General features: G+C 50.3%; 23 protein-coding genes. 7 read left to right on the forward strand and 16 right to left on the reverse strand.

Annotation, left to right across the window (positions count from 1 at the left end; translation table 11 throughout):
* Positions 1 to 77 precede the first annotated feature (77 nt).
* Positions 78 to 1,648, forward strand: a protein-coding gene (locus A6395_RS15765) for an IS3 family transposase (RefSeq protein WP_131466594.1) whose coding sequence is annotated in 2 segments (ribosomal slippage) — positions 78 to 717 and positions 717 to 1,648 — 1,572 coding nt in all. Because the reading frame shifts where the segments join, the coding sequence is not laid out codon by codon here.
* A 63-nt stretch (positions 1,649 to 1,711) separates the two neighbouring features.
* On the opposite strand, the gene A6395_RS10170 is transcribed toward A6395_RS15765, so the two are convergent.
* Positions 1,712 to 2,242: a GNAT family N-acetyltransferase gene (locus A6395_RS10170; protein ID WP_233589691.1), complete on the reverse strand. Its 531-nt coding sequence runs from the start codon at positions 2,240 to 2,242 to the stop codon at positions 1,712 to 1,714.
* 16 nt (positions 2,243 to 2,258) lie between these two features.
* Positions 2,259 to 3,110, reverse strand: a complete 852-nt coding sequence (locus A6395_RS10175; RefSeq protein ID WP_071398916.1) for a CPBP family intramembrane glutamic endopeptidase — start codon at positions 3,108 to 3,110, stop codon at positions 2,259 to 2,261.
* A gap of 162 nt (positions 3,111 to 3,272) precedes the next feature.
* Here A6395_RS10175 and A6395_RS10180 point away from each other — a divergent pair, with 162 nt between their 5' ends.
* Entirely contained in the window at positions 3,273 to 5,627 is a 2,355-nt protein-coding gene (locus A6395_RS10180) for a bifunctional diguanylate cyclase/phosphodiesterase (RefSeq protein WP_071398917.1), read from the forward strand.
* Between the two features lie 72 nt (positions 5,628 to 5,699).
* On the opposite strand, the gene A6395_RS10185 is transcribed toward A6395_RS10180, so the two are convergent.
* The 7 genes from A6395_RS10185 to glmS form a co-directional block, all read right to left on the reverse strand.
* Entirely contained in the window at positions 5,700 to 6,845 is a 1,146-nt protein-coding gene (locus tag A6395_RS10185; protein WP_071398918.1) for a mannitol-1-phosphate 5-dehydrogenase, read from the reverse strand.
* On the reverse strand, positions 6,842 to 7,276 hold the full coding sequence (locus tag A6395_RS10190) for a PTS mannitol transporter subunit IIA (protein WP_071398919.1): 435 nt from the start codon (positions 7,274 to 7,276) through the stop codon (positions 6,842 to 6,844). Before A6395_RS10190 ends, A6395_RS10185 begins: the two co-directional genes overlap by 4 nt.
* Positions 7,277 to 7,319: 43 nt before the next feature.
* The gene (locus tag A6395_RS10195; RefSeq protein ID WP_071398920.1) at positions 7,320 to 8,744 is read right to left on the reverse strand and encodes a PTS mannitol transporter subunit IIBC; all 1,425 of its coding nucleotides are present in this window, start codon (positions 8,742 to 8,744) and stop codon (positions 7,320 to 7,322) included.
* Between the two features lie 166 nt (positions 8,745 to 8,910).
* A complete protein-coding gene (locus A6395_RS10200; protein WP_071398921.1) occupies positions 8,911 to 10,944 on the reverse strand; it encodes a BglG family transcription antiterminator in 2,034 nt (677 codons plus the stop codon).
* Entirely contained in the window at positions 10,928 to 11,197 is a 270-nt protein-coding gene (locus A6395_RS10205) for a PTS sugar transporter subunit IIB (protein WP_071398922.1), read from the reverse strand. Before A6395_RS10205 ends, A6395_RS10200 begins: the two co-directional genes overlap by 17 nt.
* A 141-nt stretch (positions 11,198 to 11,338) precedes the next feature.
* Entirely contained in the window at positions 11,339 to 11,830 is a 492-nt protein-coding gene (locus A6395_RS10210) for a DUF2798 domain-containing protein (RefSeq protein WP_071398923.1), read from the reverse strand.
* A 143-nt stretch (positions 11,831 to 11,973) separates the two neighbouring features.
* On the reverse strand, positions 11,974 to 13,770 hold the full coding sequence (glmS, locus tag A6395_RS10215) for a glutamine--fructose-6-phosphate transaminase (isomerizing) (RefSeq protein ID WP_071398924.1): 1,797 nt from the start codon (positions 13,768 to 13,770) through the stop codon (positions 11,974 to 11,976).
* Positions 13,771 to 14,181: 411 nt separating this feature from the next.
* Here glmS and A6395_RS10220 point away from each other — a divergent pair, with 411 nt between their 5' ends.
* The gene (locus tag A6395_RS10220; RefSeq protein ID WP_071398925.1) at positions 14,182 to 14,517 is read left to right on the forward strand and encodes a hypothetical protein; all 336 of its coding nucleotides are present in this window, start codon (positions 14,182 to 14,184) and stop codon (positions 14,515 to 14,517) included.
* Positions 14,518 to 14,552: 35 nt separating this feature from the next.
* On the opposite strand, the gene A6395_RS10225 is transcribed toward A6395_RS10220, so the two are convergent.
* The 7 genes from A6395_RS10225 to A6395_RS10255 form a co-directional block, all read right to left on the reverse strand.
* Positions 14,553 to 15,311: an endonuclease/exonuclease/phosphatase family protein gene (locus tag A6395_RS10225; RefSeq protein ID WP_071398926.1), complete on the reverse strand. Its 759-nt coding sequence runs from the start codon at positions 15,309 to 15,311 to the stop codon at positions 14,553 to 14,555.
* On the reverse strand, positions 15,308 to 15,853 hold the full coding sequence (locus A6395_RS10230) for an AAA family ATPase (RefSeq protein WP_071398927.1): 546 nt from the start codon (positions 15,851 to 15,853) through the stop codon (positions 15,308 to 15,310). The genes A6395_RS10225 and A6395_RS10230 overlap by 4 nt, the downstream gene beginning before the upstream one ends.
* 35 nt (positions 15,854 to 15,888) lie before the next feature.
* Positions 15,889 to 16,359, reverse strand: coding sequence for a hypothetical protein (locus A6395_RS10235; RefSeq protein WP_071398928.1), 471 nt, complete (start codon positions 16,357 to 16,359; stop codon positions 15,889 to 15,891).
* Positions 16,352 to 16,861: a hypothetical protein gene (locus A6395_RS10240; RefSeq protein WP_071398929.1), complete on the reverse strand. Its 510-nt coding sequence runs from the start codon at positions 16,859 to 16,861 to the stop codon at positions 16,352 to 16,354. The genes A6395_RS10235 and A6395_RS10240 overlap by 8 nt, the downstream gene beginning before the upstream one ends.
* A 339-nt stretch (positions 16,862 to 17,200) precedes the next feature.
* Complete coding sequence (locus A6395_RS10245; protein ID WP_071398930.1) at positions 17,201 to 17,671, reverse strand: hypothetical protein; 471 nt, start codon at positions 17,669 to 17,671, stop codon at positions 17,201 to 17,203.
* Entirely contained in the window at positions 17,655 to 18,074 is a 420-nt protein-coding gene (locus A6395_RS10250; RefSeq protein ID WP_158625527.1) for a hypothetical protein, read from the reverse strand. Before A6395_RS10250 ends, A6395_RS10245 begins: the two co-directional genes overlap by 17 nt.
* A 31-nt stretch (positions 18,075 to 18,105) precedes the next feature.
* Positions 18,106 to 18,534, reverse strand: coding sequence for a hypothetical protein (locus tag A6395_RS10255; protein WP_071398932.1), 429 nt, complete (start codon positions 18,532 to 18,534; stop codon positions 18,106 to 18,108).
* 635 nt (positions 18,535 to 19,169) lie between these two features.
* Here A6395_RS10255 and A6395_RS10265 point away from each other — a divergent pair.
* The 4 genes from A6395_RS10265 to A6395_RS10280 all read left to right on the forward strand — a co-directional run bounded on the left by A6395_RS10265 (position 19,170) and on the right by A6395_RS10280 (position 22,106).
* Complete coding sequence (locus A6395_RS10265; RefSeq protein WP_071398934.1) at positions 19,170 to 19,880, forward strand: GntR family transcriptional regulator; 711 nt, start codon at positions 19,170 to 19,172, stop codon at positions 19,878 to 19,880.
* A gap of 151 nt (positions 19,881 to 20,031) precedes the next feature.
* Positions 20,032 to 20,379, forward strand: coding sequence for a PTS lactose/cellobiose transporter subunit IIA (locus A6395_RS10270; RefSeq protein WP_016510548.1), 348 nt, complete (start codon positions 20,032 to 20,034; stop codon positions 20,377 to 20,379).
* Entirely contained in the window at positions 20,376 to 20,684 is a 309-nt protein-coding gene (locus A6395_RS10275; protein ID WP_070329088.1) for a PTS sugar transporter subunit IIB, read from the forward strand. The genes A6395_RS10270 and A6395_RS10275 overlap by 4 nt, the downstream gene beginning before the upstream one ends.
* Positions 20,685 to 20,699: 15 nt before the next feature.
* Positions 20,700 to 22,106 (forward strand): GH1 family beta-glucosidase, encoded by a 1,407-nt coding sequence (locus tag A6395_RS10280; protein WP_071398935.1) that lies wholly within the window; start codon positions 20,700 to 20,702, stop codon positions 22,104 to 22,106.

Genomic DNA, 22,106 nt, shown 5'->3' on the forward strand with positions numbered 1-22,106 from the left:
CGCGAGAAGTGATATGCTCCCCAATAGGTAGACAGATGAAATAACAAATCTGTTTATCAATTGGGGAGTGTTTTTTTATGGCGAGAAGTCGGCATTCGATTGAACAAAAACTGAGTGCACTACGTATGCTGGAAGAAGGAACATGCACCTGGAAGGAAATCGAGGAGGCTCATGACGTCTCTATGGATACCCTTCAGTTGTGGAAAGTGAAATTCGATACCGGTGGGATCGATGCGTTGAAGGAGTCGAAGACATGGAAACATTACACCAAGGAACAGAAGATCGCGGCCGTACGTGACTATCTCGATGGGTTCACCAAAATGGAGGTTCTCTCCAAATATCATATTAGTAGTTGGTCGGTTCTATATCGCTGGATCAAGAAGTATACTGGTCATAGCGAGTTAACAGATTCGAGAAAAGGGATGGATCGAGCTATGGCCAAAGGGAGAAAGACAACATTCGAGGAACGCATGGAGATCGTCAGGTATTGCCTGGACAACGGACGGAACTATCAACGGACGGCCGAGATATTCGCCGTGTCGTACCAGCAGGTCTATGGCTGGACGAAAAAATATGACGCCGACGGCGTGCACGGGCTCGAGGACCGGCGCGGACGGACAAAGCAAGAAGAGGAACTGACCAACGAGGAGAAGCTTGAACGTCGCATCCAACAGATCGAGCGGGAGAACGAGCGCCTTCGGGCCGAGAACCTGTTCCTAAAAAAGTTAGAGGAGATCGAGAGGAGAGGTTGATCAGCCAGATCCGGCTACAATTGCGTTACACGGCCATCAAGGAAATGTCGATAAGCGACACGTTCCCGGTCGTGCTCTTATGCGAGATCGCGCAGGTCTCACGGGCCGCCTATTATAAATGGTTAAAACGTACCGTCTCGGTACGCGAGGAAGAGAACTTGAGTCTACTGGAGGACATCCGTCTCCTCTACGACCAGGTGAACGGGACCTACGGGTATCGACGGATCACCATGACGGTCAATCGGAGACGACGCCAGCATGGCCTGCCGGCATACAACGAGAAGCGGGTCTATCGTCTCATGCGCATCCACGAGATCCGTTCGGTCATCCGCCAGAAGCGAAAACGGTACAAAAAGTCTTCACCGCAGCATGTGGCCGAGAACCTGATGAACCGAGAATTCAGCGCGTCCCGACCGGACGAGAAATGGTGCACCGACGTCACCGAGTTCAAATATGGCGCCGGGAGGAGGGCGTATCTGAGCGCGATCATCGACCTCTATGACGGCTCGATCGTCGCCTATCGCATCGGGAAATCCAACAACAATGGGCTCGTCTTCCAGACGATGATCCCAGCGATCGCGGGGCTCCGTACAGGAGCGGGTCCGATGATCCATAGCGACCGAGGGTTTCAATATACATCGAGAGGGTTCAAACGCATGGTGGAAGACGCAAAACTGACCCACAGCATGTCTCGCGTCGGACGTTGTCTCGACAACGCCCCGATCGAGGGTTTTTGGGGTACCCTGAAAGTCGAGATGTACTACCTGCGTGAGTTCCAGGCCTATAGCGAACTCACGTCGGCCATCGAGGCCTACATATCGTTCTACAACCATGATCGTCTCCAGAAACGACTAAACGGCTTGAGCCCTGTCGAATACAGGGCTCAAGCCGCCTAGGCTGGTTTTCATTATTTACCCTGTCTACTTGACGGGGAGCAGTTCAAACGTTCAGCCAGGTCTCTATTTGTATTGCGTCACATCGCACCGCCAGATTTTATGAGGGGCACCGAGTCCCCAGTAATGGTCGATCGTGAGTACAGGTGGACCCATCCGTTTTTCCCAGTACGTTTGCGCGGTCGGAAATCCCGCATCGAGATAAAAAATCGGCTGTCCCCTGCTCAACAGCTCGTCCATCATGTTTTTAAGCAAGAAATGACCGACCCCTTGCCGCTGCTCACTCGGCGTCACATAGATGCATCCGACTTCCGGTACGTCCGGCTCGACATCGAGATGTGCCGTGATAATCTCGTTCGGAGGAAGGATAGCCGCTGTTCCAACAATGACGTCGTCTTTTAGCACGACAAACAATTGGACAGTCTCATCATCCAAACTATCTTGAACGGTCGTATTCAAGCGCGCCACTTCCTCGTCCAACAAATCAGCGTCTTCAAACTGTTCCCGGCGGATCAAATCGCTCAGACTCTCCATAAACAAACGCTGGAGCGGTTTGACATCATCTCGTTCAAGCGGACGAAAGTTCAATATTTCCACTTCCCTCTATCCATAATCATACGTTTCCTTCTTTACCCGTGTCTCTGCCTAACGTAACGTTCGGTTGATGCGACCCTTCCACCGCCTCGAGCTGTTCGAGATGGTCATACCCGAGATGCCCGTGCGTCTTCCAGACGAGCACGATTGCCGTCGTGAACAACAAAAGCGTCAAATAAAGAAAACCGATTGAGACCTGCCCCGGCTCGATCAAGGGGACGAGGGCAAACGAGACGTTAAACGTCGTATGCAGTAAAAAGGCCGCCCATAAGTTCATCGTCGTGACGTTATATAACCACGAGATGATTAACGTAAACGATAGAATGGCGACGGCATAAGCCCAAAATGGGAGGGATGCCTGTCCGGTGCCTGTCATCAAGAAGAGCGGAATATGCCAAACCGCCCACACCACGCCGACGAACAGGCTCGCCTGGAGCGGCGTCTTGTTGAGTTGCAGCGCGTCGAGCAAATACCCGCGCCAACCATACTCTTGTTGAACCGTTCCCCCGATAAATAACATGTAGAGGAAGTACGGGATGACGAGCCAAGGTTCGTTCAGCAGTAACGCACCGCTCGCATCGGTCAGCCAGTACGAGAGTACAAACAAGAACGGGATGAGCAACAGCCCGAACGCATAGTACTTACCGGCCATCCGCCACTCGAAGCCTCGCTTCAACAGTGTCTGCACCCCGCTCCATCCGTTTTCTCGAAACGCCATATAACTGCCGGCCACGCTCGGTCCGAACGAACCGATCAAGACGGTCGCTAGAATCGGCAAACTTGTCCACGTATAGAGCCCCCACCAGCTTAACCATGAGAACGCGAACGCGATGACGATAAACGTTATGACTTCTTTTCGTGTCGGAATCATGCGCTCCGCCTCCTTTTATATGTAGTTTACCCACTCTAGAAGCGACTTGCCTACTTCACCGGCAAAATATTTTTACCATATGAAGCAAAATGATAGGTCGGCTACTATTTACCGAGGTATAATCAGAGTTACAACAAAATCACATTTACTAGCGAGGTACACATGGAACCAGTAGTCGAACACTCGATGAATCACAATTACTTTCTCGTGATTCTTTCTTATATTATCGCCGCTGTTTCCGCTTATGCTGCCATCGAACTGGCACGCCGCGTGAACGCGACGAATCGCTCCACTCAAAATATGTGGATTTTGGCGGGGGGCGCCACCCTCGGACTCGGGATTTGGTCGATGCATTTCATCGCCATGCTCGCTCACGAGGCGTTGCGCCCCGTCACGTATTCGATCCCGCTCGTTTTACTGTCTGTCATCATTGCGATGGCCGGCTGTATCTTCGGCTTCTTGATCGTCTCGCGCCGGACGACTCATCCCGTATTGATCGGTGCAGGACTGTTGATGGGAACCAGTATCGCCAGCATGCATTACGTCGGCATGGCCGCGATTCAAGGCGTCGCGATTTCGTATGATCCATGGTTGGCCATGTTGTCGATCATTATCGCCATCGCGGCCTCACTTATCGCCTTATGGATCGGCTTCTACTCAAAGTATGCCAAACAAAAAATCGACCTCGAGCTGAAAGTGTTCTTTTCACTGCTCATGGGCGTCGCCATCTTCGGGATGCATTTCGTCGGCATGGCCGCGTCATCGTTCGCGTTCATCGAAGCGAACAGCCCGTTCGCTAATGCCGTCGAACCGTCGCTTCTCGCCTGGCTCGTCACGGCGATCACGGTCATCTTGTTTGCCATCTTCTTCTTGTCGCTCACGCTCGACCGTCACCTCAAAAAACGAGAACTCATCCAAGCGACGATTCTCGATTCGACGACGGATGCGGTCGTCACGACGACGAAAGATGGTATGATCCAGTACGCCAACACCGCGTTTTATCGTTTGTTCGACAAAACGGACGATACTTTTTTCCAAGACTACCACTCGTCCTTGACGATCAATCAACAGTTCTATAACCCAAGACGGGTCGAAATCGACGATAAGACGATTGAAGTGACGAGTTACCCGCTCAAAGGTGAAGCGATGGACCAAGTGCTCTGGTTTTTACGGGACGTCTCGGAGGCGATCGCCTCACAACGTCTCGTCGAACATATGGCGTATCACGATACGCTCACCGATTTGCCGAACCGCCACAAGCTCGAACGCATCCTTGCGGAACATATTCAAATCGAGGACCCGGTCGCTTGTCTTTACATCGACATCGACCGCTGGCGTTTCTTGAGTGATATGCTCGGACATCACGGTACGGACGAATTGACGATGCAAATCGCCGAACGTCTTCGCGTCACGATTCATCCAGATGACATTTTGACACGAGTCGGTGCTTCGGAATTCATTATCTTACTGTTCGATAAGCGCAGCACACTCGCCAAACAAAAAGCGGAGAAGTGTATTAAAGCGATCTCACAACCGTTCAATATCGACGGGACGACCGTCGAACTCACGATGAGCGCCGGCGTTAGCCATTATCCGAAAGACACGACGTCCGCGGACGAACTCGTCCAATACGCGCGACTCACCGTCCACGAATCGAAACGGATCGGGAAAAACCAAATCAAAGAGTTCGAAGACGAATCGAAGCATCAAATTTTACGCACGGTTGAGATCGAGAAAGCGCTCATCCACGCACTGGATCGTCACGAGTTCACGCTCGTCTATCAACCGAAAGTATCGCTCACGAAAAATCGACTCGAAGGCGTCGAGGCGCTCTTGCGTTGGAATCATTTCGAACTCGGCGATGTCACACCGACCGAATTCATCCCAATCGCAGAAAACACCGGACTGATCCACCAGATCGGCAACTGGGTCATGCGCGAGTCGTGTCTCGCTTGGGTACGGTGGAACAAGTCCGGCGTCAAGCCGTTCACGCTCTCAGTCAACGTGTCACCGCTCCAGTTCGCGCGTGAAGACTTCGTCGAGACGCTGCAAACCATCTTACAAGAGACCGGCATGGACCCGATGTTCCTCGAACTCGAAGTGACGGAATCATCGATGCTGTCGTACGAGGCATCGACGCGCGATAAGCTCACCCAACTTCATCAGTACGGGATTTTGATCTCGCTCGATGATTTCGGGACTGGTTACTCGTCGTTCCGCCAACTGCGCGAACTTCCGGTCCAAGTGCTCAAGATTGATCGCTCGTTCATCGTCAACTTGTTCACAGACCGCAACCAAGAAGCGATCGTCCGCTCGATGATCCAACTCGGTCATAACCTCAACATGAAAGTGTTGATGGAAGGCGTCGAAACGTCTGACCAACTCGAATGGTTGCTCAATGAGCAGTGCGACTACGTCCAAGGCTTTTACTTCAGCCGTCCGCTTCGCGAGAAAGACGTCGTGAAGCACGTCAAATCGGTCACGACCTATATCGAGTTCGGAAAGACCCGGGCTTAAAAAGACTGCAGTTCGCTGCAGTCTTTTTGTATGCAAAAATCTCCTATGCCAAGGAGACATAGGAGATCAACTTTACGATACGCGTGCTTTTTCTTGCTCGCGGATCAAATGGTACTGCTCGAGAATGAGTTTCGTCAACGTGTCATCTTCATGCAACTGAAGGTACTTTTCCACTGTCGACAAGATACCGTCTTCTGCGATCGATAAATAAAGTTCAGAAGATTCTGAATCCTCAGGGTTGTAATAATTCAAGGCGGCGGCGATCCCGTAGGCAAGTTCGTTCGGCTCGATACCGTTGGCGATGAGTTCTCGTGCCGGTTTGACGAGACGGTCACTCGGCCCAAGCTTACGAATTGGCGAACGGGCGACACGCGAGATTTCATCTTTCAGCTTCGGATTCTCGAAACGTTTGATGATTTTTTGAATGTATTGGCTGTGCTCTTTCGCTTCGAAACCGTATTTCTCTAAGAGCAGCCAGCCTGTCTCGTAAAGGGCGCCTTGGACGACTTGACGGACGCGGCGATCTTTTAACGCCTCGTCGATTGTACCTTTCTCAAACAAAGAGCCGATGTATGACGCGACGGCGTGACCAGTGTTGACCGTGAACAGCTTCCGCTCGATATAAGGTCCAATCTCGTCGACCCACGTCACACCATTAAGCGGGGGCCGCTCGGCCAATCCGTGCGTCTCAATGACCCATTCATAGAACGTCTCGACTTCGACGTAGAGCGAATCTTCGTGCTGTTGGAGCGGGACAATCCGGTCGACAGCCGCATTCGGGAACGAGACGTTCGCCGTACCGACACCGCCTGATACTTCAATCGCTTGTTGCAACGACGCACTGCCCCCGATCATGTTCTCACAAGCAATCACATAGACCGGTGATTCCGTGTCCCGGTCACGCAATCCTTCACTGATAAGTGGAGCGACTTTTGGTAACAGTGTCGGTCCGATCGCTGTCGTGACTAAATCCGCATCGGCGATGAGTGATTTGACGCGTTCCGGATCGGTCAAGCTGTTGACGCCGCGTACCCGGTCGACGAAGACGTTATCGACGCCGTCTTCAGCAAAACCGACCTCGTAATACCGTTTGTCTTCAAGCGCTTGGATGACGGTATCGTTAATATCGACGAACGTGACCTCGTATCCGCTCTGATTTAATAGTAATCCGATAAATCCACGACCGATGTTCCCGGCCCCGAAATGTACAGCTTTCATGACGCCACCTCTTCCATAAATAGCGACAAGATCTCTTCTTTCGTTTTCGCTTGTACTAAACGCTCAACGTTATCCTCATCCGAACAGATGACCGCGATTTGAGATAGGAGTTCTAAATGTTCATCATCCACCCCAGCGATCCCGATGACGAGCTTCGCAGTTTGTCCGCCAAAGTCGACTCCTTCCGGTACTTGTAAAAAAGAGATTCCCGTCTTCTGAACGGCGGATTTCGCTGATTCCGTCCCGTGTGGAATCGCGACTTGATTCCCGATATAGACGTTTGAGAGCGCTTGGCGTTCATGCATCGCTTCTACGTAGGCCGGTGACACACAGCCGGCTGCTTGTAATACCGAGCCTGCCGCATTTATCGCGTCGGCCGTCGTGTTAAACGATTGATTAAGTCGAATCATCTCTGTCTGAATGAATGGCATTTTAGTTCCTCCTATAGCTCAAATCTGTTCTCTATCTACTGTTTTATGAAATTTTGCTGCGTTCTGCTTTGATTTCTTCAATCAATTGATCGTAGTATTCTGCGTTCAAGAAGTTCGTGACCGAACGGTGAATCGCATTCGGCACTTGCGCTTCGGCCCGGTCCGTCAAATCCTGATGGGTGATGACGAATTGAGCATCTTTTGGCAATTGGCTGATTGACGTGTTCGTCACTTTGATTGGCAAGTTCGCCTTGTTCACTTTATTGCGAAGAACCGACGCTCCCATCGCACTCGAGCCCATACCGGCGTCACATGCGAAGATGATGTGGTCGATTTTGTCGAGGCTCTCCGTGTTCACGAGAGCAGATGCATAAGTCTGCTTCCCTTTCATCGCGCTGACATTTTGTGTCGCTTCTTCGAGTGACACTTCTTCGGTCGCACTTGATTTCAAGATGACACTTGCCACGGCAAACGTGACGGCTGCTGACAAGAGAATCCCAGCGACAAGTCCGACGTACGAACCGCGTGACGCCATCGCGAGAATCGCGAAGATACTACCTGGCGACGCTGGTGCGACAAGACCGACATCGAACAGGACGAACGTGAACACGCCTGTTGCGCCCCCTGCGATCATCGCAAGGATCAAAATTGGCTTCATCAAGACGTAAGGGAAGTAGATTTCGTGGATCCCACCAAGGAAGTGAATGATGGCCGCCCCTGGCGCTGTCCGTTTGGCTGCACCTTTCGCGAATACCATATAGGCAAGCAACAGACCGAGACCTGGTCCTGGGTTCGCTTCTAGTAAGAAAAGCACCGATTTCCCGGCGTCAGCGACTTGATCGACACCGAGCGGGCTTAAGATCCCGTGATTGATTGCGTTGTTCAAGAACAAAATTTTCGCAGGTTCGATGAACAAGCTAGCGATTGGCAGCAATTTTGCGCCGACGATCCAGTCAACACCTGCAGCCATGACTTTATCGAGCCCGCTCATAATTGGACCGAACACTTCGAAGCCACCGATCATAAGGAGACCACCGATGATCCCGACCGAGAAGTTGTTGACGAGCATTTCAAATCCAGCTTTGACTTTGCCTTCGATGAGGCGATCAAACTGTTTGATAACATAGCCACCGAGTGGGCCCATGATCATCGCCCCGAGGAACATCGGAATGTCCGTCCCGACGATGACTCCCATCGTGGCGAGCACCCCAACGACTCCACCTCGGACGTCGTGAATCAACTTCCCGCCTGTGAACCCGATTAAGAGCGGTAACAGATACGTGATCGTCGGACCGACGAGCTCAGCTAATTTTTCGTTCGGCCACCAGCCCGTTGGAATGAACAGGGCTGTGATAATCCCCCAAGCGATGAAGGCGCCAATGTTCGGCATGACCATCCCGCTCAGGAAACTCCCGAACCGTTGTACTTTGACTCGGACTCCGCCCGAGCCAGCTTGCGTATTCGCCATGGATAAAACCTCCAGTCGTAAATTGTGAATGCGTAATCGTGTTGTGTAGCTAACCGGTTTGTGCTCTACACCTGTATTGTAGACTCGAGGTAAGCGCTTACTCAATTCAATCCAGTTCGTTCTTTGGCAACGTTTCATGCCAAACAAAAAAATGACCGCGAGTGGGTCATTTTTCATATAGCGTGTCTTGAATCAGTTTCTTCATACATTCATGAAGCAAGAGACGCAGTTGTTTCTGTGAACCGGTACTATATAAGTTCATATGGTCTTCGCTCTCAATCAGCGACCCGCTAACGGCACTGAGAAACTGCAGTTCGACGTCGCTCGCTTCTTCCGGCGCCAGCAGGACGAGTAGACGGGACACCGGTTCGGTCGACTGGTCCATCATGAGGAGCGGGATCGACTGCTTCAAATCGAAGGCGAATACGCTCGCACGCTCGATTGACGAATGGCGACCATGGAACAAGGCGAGCTTCGTCCCCGGGATACCAAGCCCCGCGACTTCGTGACGTCGCAGCAATTGCGCGGACAGTTGGATGCCGCTTTGGACGAGATCACGTTCTTCTAACCGCGTGCCGATGTCGAGCAAGATGTCCTCGAGCCGCTCGCTATTGTCGAGCGTGACGAGATCGAATTGTTCATCCATCCGTTCGAACGTCTCGACGAGTTCTACGAGCTCCGTGAAGTCGAGCATCGTTGAATGATGTTTTTCTTTCGTTTGAAACGACTGTGGGAGTGACAAAAGCAAGTGACGGACGCGCTGGACTTCCTCGTTCGTCAAGAGCGGGTTAACAATAAGTGTGGGCACCGCGAGCGGTGGGAGTGGAATCGTCGACAAGATGACGTCATAATCGTCGAGCCGGTGCTGCTCGAGCCCGAACAACGACGAGTTGACGACGTCTTGCATCTCAGGAAACTCCTGCTTGACCCGATTGACGAGCATCTTCGATGAGCCGAGTCCGGCCGAACAGACGACGAGCGCCCGGTATTCGCGGCGCCGCACCGGTTTGACAAGAGCGGCCGCGAAGTGCATCGCCCAAAACACCGTTTCGTCTTCTGTGAACGTATTCGTCCCAAAGACGATGTCGGCCGCTTGTTGGATAGCAGACCGTAAGTTCGGATAATCGCGGTCGATGTGCGGACGGACCGTATCCGTATCCGGGAGTGCTTGCGTATTCATGCTCGACAAGATGTGGGCAATTAGCCCTTTCTCGAGGGCGGCATCGTCTGCGAACGCGAAACCGTGGATGAGTGAGACGTGATGAATCAGCTTGTGGACTCGAATTTGCATGACCCAGCGCTCTTCCTCATCTTCTTTCATCTGTTCCTTCAACGAGCGCAACCGGTTGGCCTCTTCGGCGAACCAGACCCGTTCCGCCATCGAGAACGGCGTCCCGAGTGCCGTCTCCATGGCGTGGGCGACTTTCAAGTAGTCGTCCGAGCGTCCTTTCGTATACATCTCTAAGAAGAAACCGGCATCCAGCCGGGCTTGCTGCACCCCGTAGGCGAACGTGACACGCATGATGGTGCGGTCGTCCATCCGCTCATACGGATGTTCCTTCAAATAATCATAGCCGTCGCGGAGTGCTTCGAGCATCGCTTCACACGGGACCGTCTTCAAAAATGCCGGAATATAGTCGTCCTCACCACGGACGAACCGATAGAACGCGAGCGTGTCCCAATGAGCGAGGAGCGCATTGATCATCAGCTTCCGCTTTTCCGCTTCAAGCCCGAGCACTTTCGCACCGACGCCTTTCTTGCGTTCGACTTCGAGATGGTACTCGTCAAACCAACGATCGAGTTTTTCTAAGTCTTGCGTCAGCGTGCTTGGTGACACGTGCATCTGTTTCGCGACCGCCTGCAGTTTGAGCATGTCTTTCTCAAACAACAGTCGCCACGCCAGTTCAAAGATTCGGTCCTCGGCTGTTGGGATTGCCTCGGCCGAGAGAATCAAATCTTCCCGTAGTTGTTGTTTTGCATCCGAGCGGCCGATTAGACTGAGTCCGTGACCTCGTTGCCACGCCAGCTCCAACTCGAATTCTTTTAAGACGCCTTCGAGTAATTGACGCTCACGCTGAATCGTCCGCTCAGACAAATGAACCGCTTGCGCGATCTCCGCGAGCGGTGTCGATGTTTCAGTTGCTAATAGATGTAGTAAAATCGAGCGCTCCCGGGCGCTCCACTCATGCTTCATATTCATTCACCCATTCCTCGACGACTTGTCGGTATTCCTCGAGCGACAGCATATGGTTGACCGAACGAACGTATGCCGTCGGATGTGTCATCACTTCTGTACCTTGTTGATAGATGATTAAATCAACCGCCGCAGGCACATCTTCATAAGTTCCATGTGTGACGTGACACGTCATACGCCCCGAAGACGCCTGAGCAAACAACTTTGCTGCCATCGCACTCGTCACGAACCCACATGGACAGGCAATGTATACGTTCATGTCCAACCTTCTTTCGTCGCTTATCTTTATCTAACCATACGATGGAACCGCTTACTTCACCTACTATTTTGCTCTTTGTCAAAATTATCGGCAAGCAGTAAAAAGCATCTCTCCTCAATCGGAAAGATGCTTTATCTAAAGTTAAGCGGTCTTCAGGCGTTTTCGTGTATGAATCGACTTCATGACGGCACGTGCAATCGGTTGGGCGAACAACAGCTCGATCCAAAACGCGATGCCGAAATTACGGAACCACGTCGGGAAAAAGTGTTCGAGCGTACCGAAGTTGATCTCGCCCATACCGATCCATGGTCCGATGATGGTCATGACGAACGAGATCATCGAGACGTTTAGGACGATGTTCAACAAGATCCGTGCGTTGAAGCCGTCCGTCTGACCGGCAAACCGGTTAAACAGTATGCCGGCTAGCGGCTTCACGATGAAACGGATCAACACGATGAGCGCAATCCAAGCGAACGGGATGATTTTGAGCGTATCGACGTAATGAGCGACACTAAAGCCACGCTCCATGCCGACGATGATCGGGGCAATCGTGTTCACAGATAAAATCGAGATAATCAACATGAACAAAACGCCTTCTTTTGGGTTTTGAGGTAACCGGTCTTCCAAGTGCATAATAAAGCCTCCGTACACATATGATTTCAGATGGTAGACGTATCTTGCGACATATATTTTCGGTACGAAACCGATATCTCTACAAACTGATTTTCATAGTGTAGCAAATCGGAGACTAGCTTCGTAAGCATTATTTTTTATTTTTATTCTACCGTCACCGATTTTGCCAAGTTACGCGGTTTGTCGACGTCACAACCTCGGGCGAGCGCGGTGTAATACGCCATCAGTTGGACAGGGAGCACGGTGATGAGTGGCGCGAGAATCGGTTCCACGTGCGGTAAGATGAACTCATCATTCTCGTGCTCGACGCCTTGCATCGAGATGATACACGCATTGGCACCACGGGCGACGACTTCTTTGACGTTGCCGCGGATGTTCAAGTTCGTCTTCGGTTGCGAGATGAGCGCGATGACTGGCGTCCCGTCTTCAATCAAGGCAATCGACCCGTGCTTGAGTTCTCCACCCGGGTAGCCTTCCGCTTGAATGTACGAGATCTCTTTTACTTTGAGTGCACCTTCGATACAGACCGAGGCGTCGAGTCCGCGACCGATAAAGAACGTATTCGGTGTTGTCTTTAAGTAACGTTCCGCCAAGTCTTCGAACAGCTCTTTTTGTGACATGACCGAGTCCATGATCGTCGCGACACGTGCGAGTTCCGGCATCAAATCGAACGGCAGCTCTTTCCCGTTCGCACGAGCGATGTCATAAGCGAGGATCGCGAGCACCGCGATTTGCGCCGTGTACGCTTTCGTCGACGCGACCGCAATCTCGGGGCCGGCGTGGAGGAGCATCGTCTCGTTTGCTTCACGGGAGAGCGTTGATCCTGGCACGTTCGTCATCGTGAGTGCTTTGTAGCCGCGCTTTTTCACTTCGACGAGGACGGCACGGCTGTCGGCTGTCTCTCCAGACTGTGACAAGAAGACGAACAGCGGACGGTTGCTTAAGAGCGGCATATTGTAGCCAAATTCAGACGAGACGTGCACCTCGGTCGGGATACCGGCAATCCGTTCTAAAATGTCTTTCCCGACGAGTCCGGCGTTGTAGCTCGTGCCACAAGCGACGATGTAGATGCGGTCCGCTTCCGAGACGAGCGAACGGACGCCTTCTGTCAGCTCGATGTCGCCGTTCTCGTTCTGGTAGTGTCGGATGATGTTGCGGATGACGGCCGGTTGCTCGTCCATCTCCTTCAACATGTAGTGCGCGTACGTTCCCTTCTCGATGTCTGACGCATCGATCTCGGCCGTGTACGGCGCACGTTCAAGGATTTCGCCATCGAGCGTCTTGATCGTCGCCGACTCACGCGTCAAGATGACGATCTCGCCGTCATGGAGCTCGAGGTACTGGTCCGTCACTTGGAGCATCGCCATCGCGTCCGACGCGACGACGTTGAACGTGCCATCACCAAGTCCGACGAGGAGCGGCGACTTGTTCTTCCCGATATAGAGGCGCTCACTGTCCTCTGAGTCGATCATCGCGATCGCGTACGAGCCGTGGAGCTCTGAGAGCGTCTTACGGAACGCCGCCTCGACGTCATTTAGCACGACGAAGTTCTTCTCCATCAACTGGACGATGACTTCCGTATCCGTCTCTGACAGGAACGGTGCGTCGATCGTAGCCTTGATCTGCTCGTCGTTCTCGATGACGCCGTTGTGGACGAGCGTAAAGCGGCCCGTCGTGCTTTGGTGTGGGTGGGCGTTCGGTACGCTCGGTACCCCGTGTGTCGCCCAACGCGTGTGACCGATGCCAATGAAGCCTTCCGCTTCGACCGGTACGATGTCACGTAACGCGGCAATCCGTCCGACTTCCTTGAACACATGGACATCGTCACCGACAAGCGCGATTCCCGCTGAATCGTAGCCACGATACTCAAGCTTCTCGAGTCCCTTCAATAAAATCTCTTTCGTTCCGACTCGACCGATCATCCCTACAATTCCACACATACAAAAATCTCCTCTGTATTCGATTTCTCGAAAAAGGAAACGGACTTTTTAGAGTGCTGTCAACGCGCTCCCCTTTGGCCGTCCGGTCACCCGAACGTTTTAAAAGAACACTTTTAGTCGTGACAGGCGACTAGAGGGTATCCGCCGAAACCTCGATCACCCTCGTCCTCGTCAACTCCGTAGAGTTCTGGCGCTTTTCCTTCATAGCTGGCCGTTTCTCCAGATACCCTTTCATGCTAGTCGTTCAACATAATCCACGGATAGTATTTTCATCACATCATCGTTCAGTACTTTTTTACCGTTCACGTAAAAGTCACCACTTTCACTAAAAAGCCATTTTTTTGGAGGCTTGTCCGCCTGACGCGGTTCGTGCATGATAATAGTATATAGAGATGAAACGGAGGAACGGATATGAGCGGACTCTTTCTCGTCATCGGCATCACCTTATCGATTCTCTCGAAGTGGCTGCAGTTTAACGGACAGGATGCGCGCGGAGATATGCTCGTATTTCCGGCTGCATTCTTTCTCGGTTTGGCGCTGTTGTTCAGCTTGCCGTTCTTTAAAGAGTGGTGGGAGGAACCATCAAAGCGACCGAAAGCGCTCCGCTTCGCCGGGCTCGCGGCCGGTGGCATTCTATCGTTCCAGCTGTTCGCCTGGCTCGTCTTCGGACAAGATCAGTGGCTCGGTGCACTGTTCTTGCTCCCTTTCCTCACTTGCCTTTACTTCATTATCCGTACGTTCAAATGAAAACGGTGAAGCGCTCATCATGTGTCTCACCGTTTTTAGGGAATGTCGAGGTCGAATAGAACCCCATAATGATCACTCGGTAGAATATTAGTTTTGCTAACGGGTGCATTTCCGAACACGTCTACGCTTTTAATAACTAGAGAGTTCACTTCAACGTGACGCAATAAAATCCAATCATAGCGCGAGGATTGTTTCGATAAGGAATCCTGTTGCAAATATGGATTATGTGTATAGTCCAATGTCGGTTGCGCTCCTCCTTCATCATACTTGGCGACATCGACCCACCGGTGTTCGGTCAAATAGTGATGGTTCTCTGACTGCGGGTCATCATTGAAGTCCCCGCATAAAATTTCGTACCGTTCCCCCTCGCCGATCCATTCGTGGACCGCCTTCATTTGTGCTTCCCGTATGTCCGACGACCTCCAATTTAAATGGACGTTCGTCAATCCGAACACGTGGCCTCCTACTTGGAACGTTACCCTCATCGCACAGTAGTTTGCTTCTTCTACCTCGTAGTGCCAAATCGCATCATTCGTATCGAACGGAACTTTACTTAAAACGGCGAGTCCTTCATCCGGTGAATCGGGATAAGGATGAAACACACAAAACGGATATCCCGTCTGATTCGCGATATATGTTGCGACATCGATCCCTGTTTCGCCGTCTATGTATGTTTTCACTTCCTGAAGCGCAAGCATGTCAGGGGCAACACGTTTTACTTCCTCACAGATGGCCCCGATTCGCTCGTGCCATAACGTTGGATTGTTCCAAATGTTAAAGCTTGCAACCCTCATATGCTGGCCCCACTTTGGTGCATGTCTGTTAGTACAAATCGCTCGGTTTCTTGAATCTGCTGAATCATCCGGCTCAACTCACCGACCGTGTTATCTAAGTAGTAACGGTCCGGTGCGCCCGAGCTTAGAAACTCGTTCCGTAATATGATGACCCGCTCCCCCATCTTTGAATCCGCCGGCCTGTGCTGATCGCGTTGGACATGAACGTCTTGCTCTGCCCATAAGATGACGTAATGCACTTCAATCCCTTGTTCAATCCAATGTGATGTATATGTCTGTACATCTTTCCAAAATACGACCCAATCTACGACGACGTCATAATCCGCTTCAAGAAAGTTATCGCTCAAGGCAACGATGTTTTTCCAAACAAGTTCATTCGCCTGCTCGGACTCCCATGGTTTTTCACGACCCGAGACTGCCATATGACTAATGTCATCGCCTGAAATGTATGCACTTTTCTTCATCTGTCGAGCGAGCTGTTTTGCGGTTGTCGATTTCCCGACACCGGCAGGTCCCGAGATAATCCATACCTTCTGCTTCATCAAACTGTTCCCCCTCAACATTTAAGAGGAAGCGCTCAAGCGCTCCCCCATTTTCGTTCTTCTCGCAATTCGGCTTCGGTGACGTAGTTGTTGTCGAGAGTGATCATGTGGCGTTCGTATAAACGATGTCCCCCCCACGACAAGATTCCACCAACTAAGCAGATTATGAGAAACATTCTATAAGTCACCATTTCCATTGTGAAACCGTATAAAAGTACGATAATCAACGGATAGGACATAATCCCGATATACGTATGGGCGTGCACGAGTCGTTTTGCGTCATCTGACGTCAAATAACGCTTTTTCACATTTTCACGTTCCCAGTCTTTTTTGAGTGCTGGAATACTTGTCAGCACTGCGACAACAACAAGTAGAATCGACGGAATCCATTCATTTTCCGAAGCAAATTGTAACATGAACGTCAATGTCGCCGTCATAAAGGCAACTCGCCATTTTCCTGAATCGTCAATCGCCATCAGTTCCCGCATTTGAGTGCGCTTATCCATATCGTTCTTCCTTTTCAATTTCCCGCGCTTCTTTAATTGCTTTGATATCTTGATCCGTCAAATAGTTCCCATCATGTTTTTGAATGATACGGTCGAGCCATTTCCCGAAGAACGTCGCGCCCCAGAAAAAGGCTTGTGATAAAAGAAACGCTTGGAACGATTGTGGTTGCTGTGTTTGATTGAACGCGACGATGCCATAAAAACCAAGAGCAGCAAGTCCAAATAACGAAGCTGTATACCGTAGCGTCAGCAGGTTTCGCGCCTTCTCATTTTTCACAAAGCGGCGCCACATCCGGAAACGCATCATCTCCGTAGTGATGACGAGACTAAATATTGAAAATATAAATATCAGGAAAAACGAATCCGGCATCTCCCAATACGACGCATAAGTCAGCATGCCGATGATTGCTGCGACAACAAAGATCCCAACGACCCAGCTTGTCCATTTATCCATGCGTAGCACCGTATCAATCTGTTGTTTTGTTTGCGGTGAAAGTTCCATTATGATTTCATCCTTTCAATCACTTCATCATAAGTCGGCATCGTCGAATCACAAACCGTGATTTTTTTGTTAAATGACACATTCGAACTTTTTTGCCAAATCCTCGACCGCCGGAAAAGTAAGTTGGGAATCGAGGAACATATAGAACGATTGTGAGCCCGTCGATTCACTCGTCAAAAGTATGGCGAGCACCGTATACAAACCTCCCGTCACAACGCTATCAGAGAGCGTCCAACACGAACCATAAAATCAAAAAGCTAACGACAAGACCGAATCTGATCATTCCAACATCGCATCCGGTCCAGCGGTCTACTTTTAAAATCGTATTGATTTGTAATTTCATTTTTGGTGATAGTCCCATGCGTCTTTCTCTTTTTCCAATATATCTGAATATGTTAGCAACTGCGGTTGATGCATATCGATTCGTTGTTTCCATTTTTTCTCCCGATAAGATCCTGTTAAACTCCAAAGGGCGACTACGCCGCCAGTTAAAATAAAGGCACCCTCGTTTAGGTACAGTGGAATGAACAGCGCAAATAATGAAGCGGCCCTAATCCAGCAGTCAACGAGTCGGTAACGTAACACCTGCACGACAGCTGCATGCTCTGCAAAGGCACGTACTACTTGATATTCCACGTATCCTTTATAGGCCATTCCCATAGATACGACCAACATGACTGGGATGACCCACATCGCCTTTGTCCATAACATAACGATGAATGAGATTAAGAAAATGAATAGGATCGGCCAGCCAAAAAGCCGTTCGAATTGTTTGGCACGTTCTAAAGAGATATCAAATTGACGATCCATTTGGAACCCTCCCTTCAATCACTTCCTCATACGTCGGTAGCTCTGGCTCAACTTGTTTGAGTTTTTTGACAAACCACTTCTGCCGAAGCGGACTCAACACTCCCCATATCCCAAAAAAGAGACCGATTAAGAGACCTAGTTCTTCCGCTGTCAACAGCGTCACCATGAGTGTCGTCAACAAAATCGCGTCCACCCATTCAAAAACGTATTGGATCATGAGGATCCGATGAGCCTTAGGCTGCTCCGTCATCCTCCACATGATGCGCATTTCTTTATAGCCTGTCACGATGATTATGAAAGAGAGCGAACCTATGATGGGAATGAGCCACATTTTTTCTAGCAAGAGGGCGACGATGAAAGCTGTGACATACAGAATGAGAACGGGTGCACCATAACGTCGCATCCGTTGAACCCATCTCACGTTACGCTCCATCTTAGATCGCTTCCTTATCTAAATTCTTATACTCTATATCATGGTGTTTCGTTTGCGTTTCAACGTTCCACGTCCATAGTAAGGCACCTCCGATGAATATCATCACGCATACGTACGCTACGTTTGATGTGAACAAAATTCCATAATTGAATACAAGAAAAAATGCGACACTGTTTATGCCGTCTCGAGCAAGTTGGCGACGATACAATCCCTTCAATTCTGGGTGGAATGTTAGGCGCATGCGATAGCGTTTCATATATAAAATATTGAGTGGAATGAGTGTACACGCGATGTACAGGGCGCCCCACTTGAGTTCATCCGTCCATAAACTGATTGGTAGCATCAGTACAAGAAATGTTCCAAAAAGACCAAAAACCCATTGGTCGAAAAGTCGGGCCCACGCTTTCTCTTGCGTCATTCGTTCACTCATCGTATTTGTCGTCCCTCCTCTGATTGCTCTACCAATGGGACACGTTCATTTAACTGCTTCTGGAATGAGCGGCCGAACACTACCCATAGGAGAAGTACAATGAATACCGTCAAACTGTCATATTTCAAGAGGAGGAGCGCTACAGTTATTGACATGAGAATCGTCGAGTTCACCAAATCATATGTGAGATTCCACTTAAGTGATCGCACTATATCTCGTTCACTTATATGTGCACGACGCATCCGATATTTTTTCACGTCCAACACAAACATGCCGATTCCGATCACGACAAACGGAATGGTCAACCATAAGTAACTTCCGAAGTAGGATATAGCAAGCGCCATTAATGCGAACGCAAGGGAGGTATAGCTTATCCGAAGAGGTAAATTCCCCCACGTATCCTCCTCCATATACCAACGTGTCTCATTCACTTAAAGCACACCCTTTCTTTACAATGCTCACCTTACTCATACGTGCTCTTTCACTCAATCGTTTCATATTTTCCAAATATTCTCGCAATGAATCGTTCGACGTTTTTCAACAATTGGCGAATGATTTACGACCGTTGTAAATAATTTCTGCTATACTGATAGCGTATTCATTCCTATAAATTAATGTGAAAGGTGCAAACAGTCATGGCCCCAAAGTATAAACAAGTCGCTGAACAGATTGAGACGGATATCGTCAATCACGTCTATCAACATACGAACAAGCTCCTCACGGAAGACGAGTATGCGACGAAATACGGTGTCAGCCGCAACACGGTCCGGAAAGCGATCGAGATTCTCGTCAATAAAGGCTACGCCTATCAAGTCCAAGGGAGCGGCGTCTTCGTACGTGACCATTACAACAGCGATTATGTGAACCTCGAAAAACTCCAAGGTCTCACGAGCGACTTCAGTGGACGGAAAGTCGAGACGCATGTCCTCGCCTTTGAGGAGACGACGGCGAACGAAGAAGTGGCGGAACGGATGAAATGTCCGGTCGGGACGCCTGTCTATTACGTCAAGCGGCTGCGTCTCGTCGACGACCACCCGTTCTCGCTCGAAGATTCGTACTTCCGCAAAAGTCTCGTCGTGTATCTCGACCGAAACATCACCGAGAAGTCGATCTATAACTACTTCCGTAACGACCAAAAGCTCGCCATCGGTTTTGCCGACCGCGTCATTTACGCCGATTTCTTGAACGCCGATGATGCCGTTTTACTCGGGTTGAACGAGAACGATCCGGCCCTTCTCGTCGACAACACCGTCTATTTAACGAACGGTCAAATCTTTGACGTATCGCGCTCGACACATCATTTCCGCCATGTTAAGATGCTGAAAGTCTCTAACATCAAGTCTTAAACGCACTCGAGAGGTTGATCTCGCGTGCGTTTTTTTCGTTCACATTTTATCCAAAAAGAAAGGGTTTACATGTAAGCGGTGTCGTGCTAGTATCAAACTATAGAATTTGTACCTATGAATCTTAGTTATCCATACAAAAAGGAGAGATAATATGGTTTCTGAAACAATCGAAATTACACCCGAAGACATCTTCGGTCTAATCGCCCTCTCGGGTGACGCGAAAGCAAGTTACCACCACGCAATGCTCCTCATGCAAGAAGGCAAACCAGAGGAAGCGGCTGAAGCGGTTAAAGCTGGCGACGCGACGTTGAAAGAAGCACACGCTATCCAAACAAAATTCGTCACGCTCGAAGCACAAGGGAAAACGGCGACAGTCGGCGTCCTCATGGTGCACGCGCAAGACCACTTGATGAACACGATCCTCGTAAAAGAGATGCTCGGCTACATGATGAACATGCAAAACGAAATCAACCAATTGAAAGGAATGGATCAAAAATGATGAAAATCGGACTCTTCTGCGCAGCAGGTATGTCAACAAGTATGTTAGTAGAAAAAATGAAAGCGGTTGCCGCTGAACGTGGCCTCGAGGCAGAAATCGCAGCCTACCCAGAATCAGAAATGGAAACGTATGTGAACGACCTCGACGTCGCTCTTCTCGGACCACAAGTGAAGTACTTGCTTTCAAAAGGCAAACAGATCTGTGAGCCAAAAGGCGTTCCAATCGACGTCATCAACACAGTCGACTACGGCATGATGAACGGAACGAAAGTATTAGACCACGCACTTAAGCTTGTAAATAAATAAACTGAGGTGACCACTTTGAAAATGCCAAAAGATTTCTTGTTCGGCGCTGCTTCGGCTTCTTACCAAGTCGAAGGCGCATGGAACGAGGACGGGAAAGGACTCTCAAACTGGGACGTCTTCTCGAAAATTCCTGGAAAGACATTTGAAGATACGAACGGCGACGTCGCAGTCGACCATTACCACCGTTATAAAGAAGACGTCGCGCTCATGGCCGAAATGGGACTCGAATCATATCGCTTCTCAATCTCATGGCCGCGTATCTTCCCGAACGGCACAGGGGAAGTAAACGAAAAAGGACTTGAGTTTTACAACAACTTGATCGACGAGTGCTTGAAGCACAACATCGTCCCGTTCGTGACACTCTACCACTGGGACCTCCCGCAAGCGCTTGAAGAAACAGGCGGCTGGAAAAATCCAGCTACGGTTGACGCGTTCGTACGTTTCGCCGATACTTGTTTCCAATCATTCGGCGACCGCGTCCGTCACTGGATCACGTTCAATGAAGCGGTCATCTTCTGCTCGCTCGGCTACTTGACTGGGGCACACCCACCAGGTATCGAAGGCGATGTCAAAGGTTACTTCCAAACGACACACCACGTCTTCGTCGCACACGCCCGTGCCGTCGAGTTGTTCAAACAAAACGGTTACGAAGGTGAAATCGGCATCACGCACGTATTCAACCCGGCCTTCAGCATCGATGAAGCCGAGGAGAACAAATTTGCGGAAATGCACGCGAACGCTTATGCGACGCACTGGTTCTATGACCCGATCTTGAAAGGCGAATATCCAGAATACGTCGTGAAAGGACTTGAAGAGCAAGGTCTTCTCCCTGAAATGACAGACGAAGAGCTCGAGCTTCTCAAGCGTACAGCTCCGATGAACGACTTCATCGGTCTCAACTACTACAGCCCGCAACGCGTCATGAAAAATGACTCGGCGCTCGTTATGGCTGGTGGTCGTGAGAACTCGACAGGTCGCCCAGGTAACCCATCGTTCGACGGCGTCTACAAGACAGTCATGATGGATGACAAGGTATATACGAAATGGGCATGGGAAATCTCACCGGAAGCGTTCCTTGACGGCATGCACATGTTGAAGGAGCGTTACGGCAACGTGAAAATCTATATCACCGAGAACGGTCTCGGCGACGTCGATCCAATCGTTGACGGCGAAATCCTCGACGACCCACGTATCGAATACATCGAAGGCCACTTGCGCGCTGTGAAACACGCCGTTGAACAAGGCATCAACGTCGCAGGTTACTATGCTTGGTCGGCAATCGACCTTCTCAGCTGGCTCAACGGATATAAGAAGCAGTATGGCTTCATCTACGTTGACCACGCGAACGGACTCGCTCGCAAGAAGAAAAAATCGTTCCACTGGTACAAAGACATCATCGCCACGCGCGCTGAAAACCTATAA

Origin of the sequence: Exiguobacterium sp. SH31, from assembly GCF_001816105.1 — a bacterium.
Lineage (GTDB): Bacteria > Bacillota > Bacilli > Exiguobacteriales > Exiguobacteriaceae > Exiguobacterium > Exiguobacterium aurantiacum_A.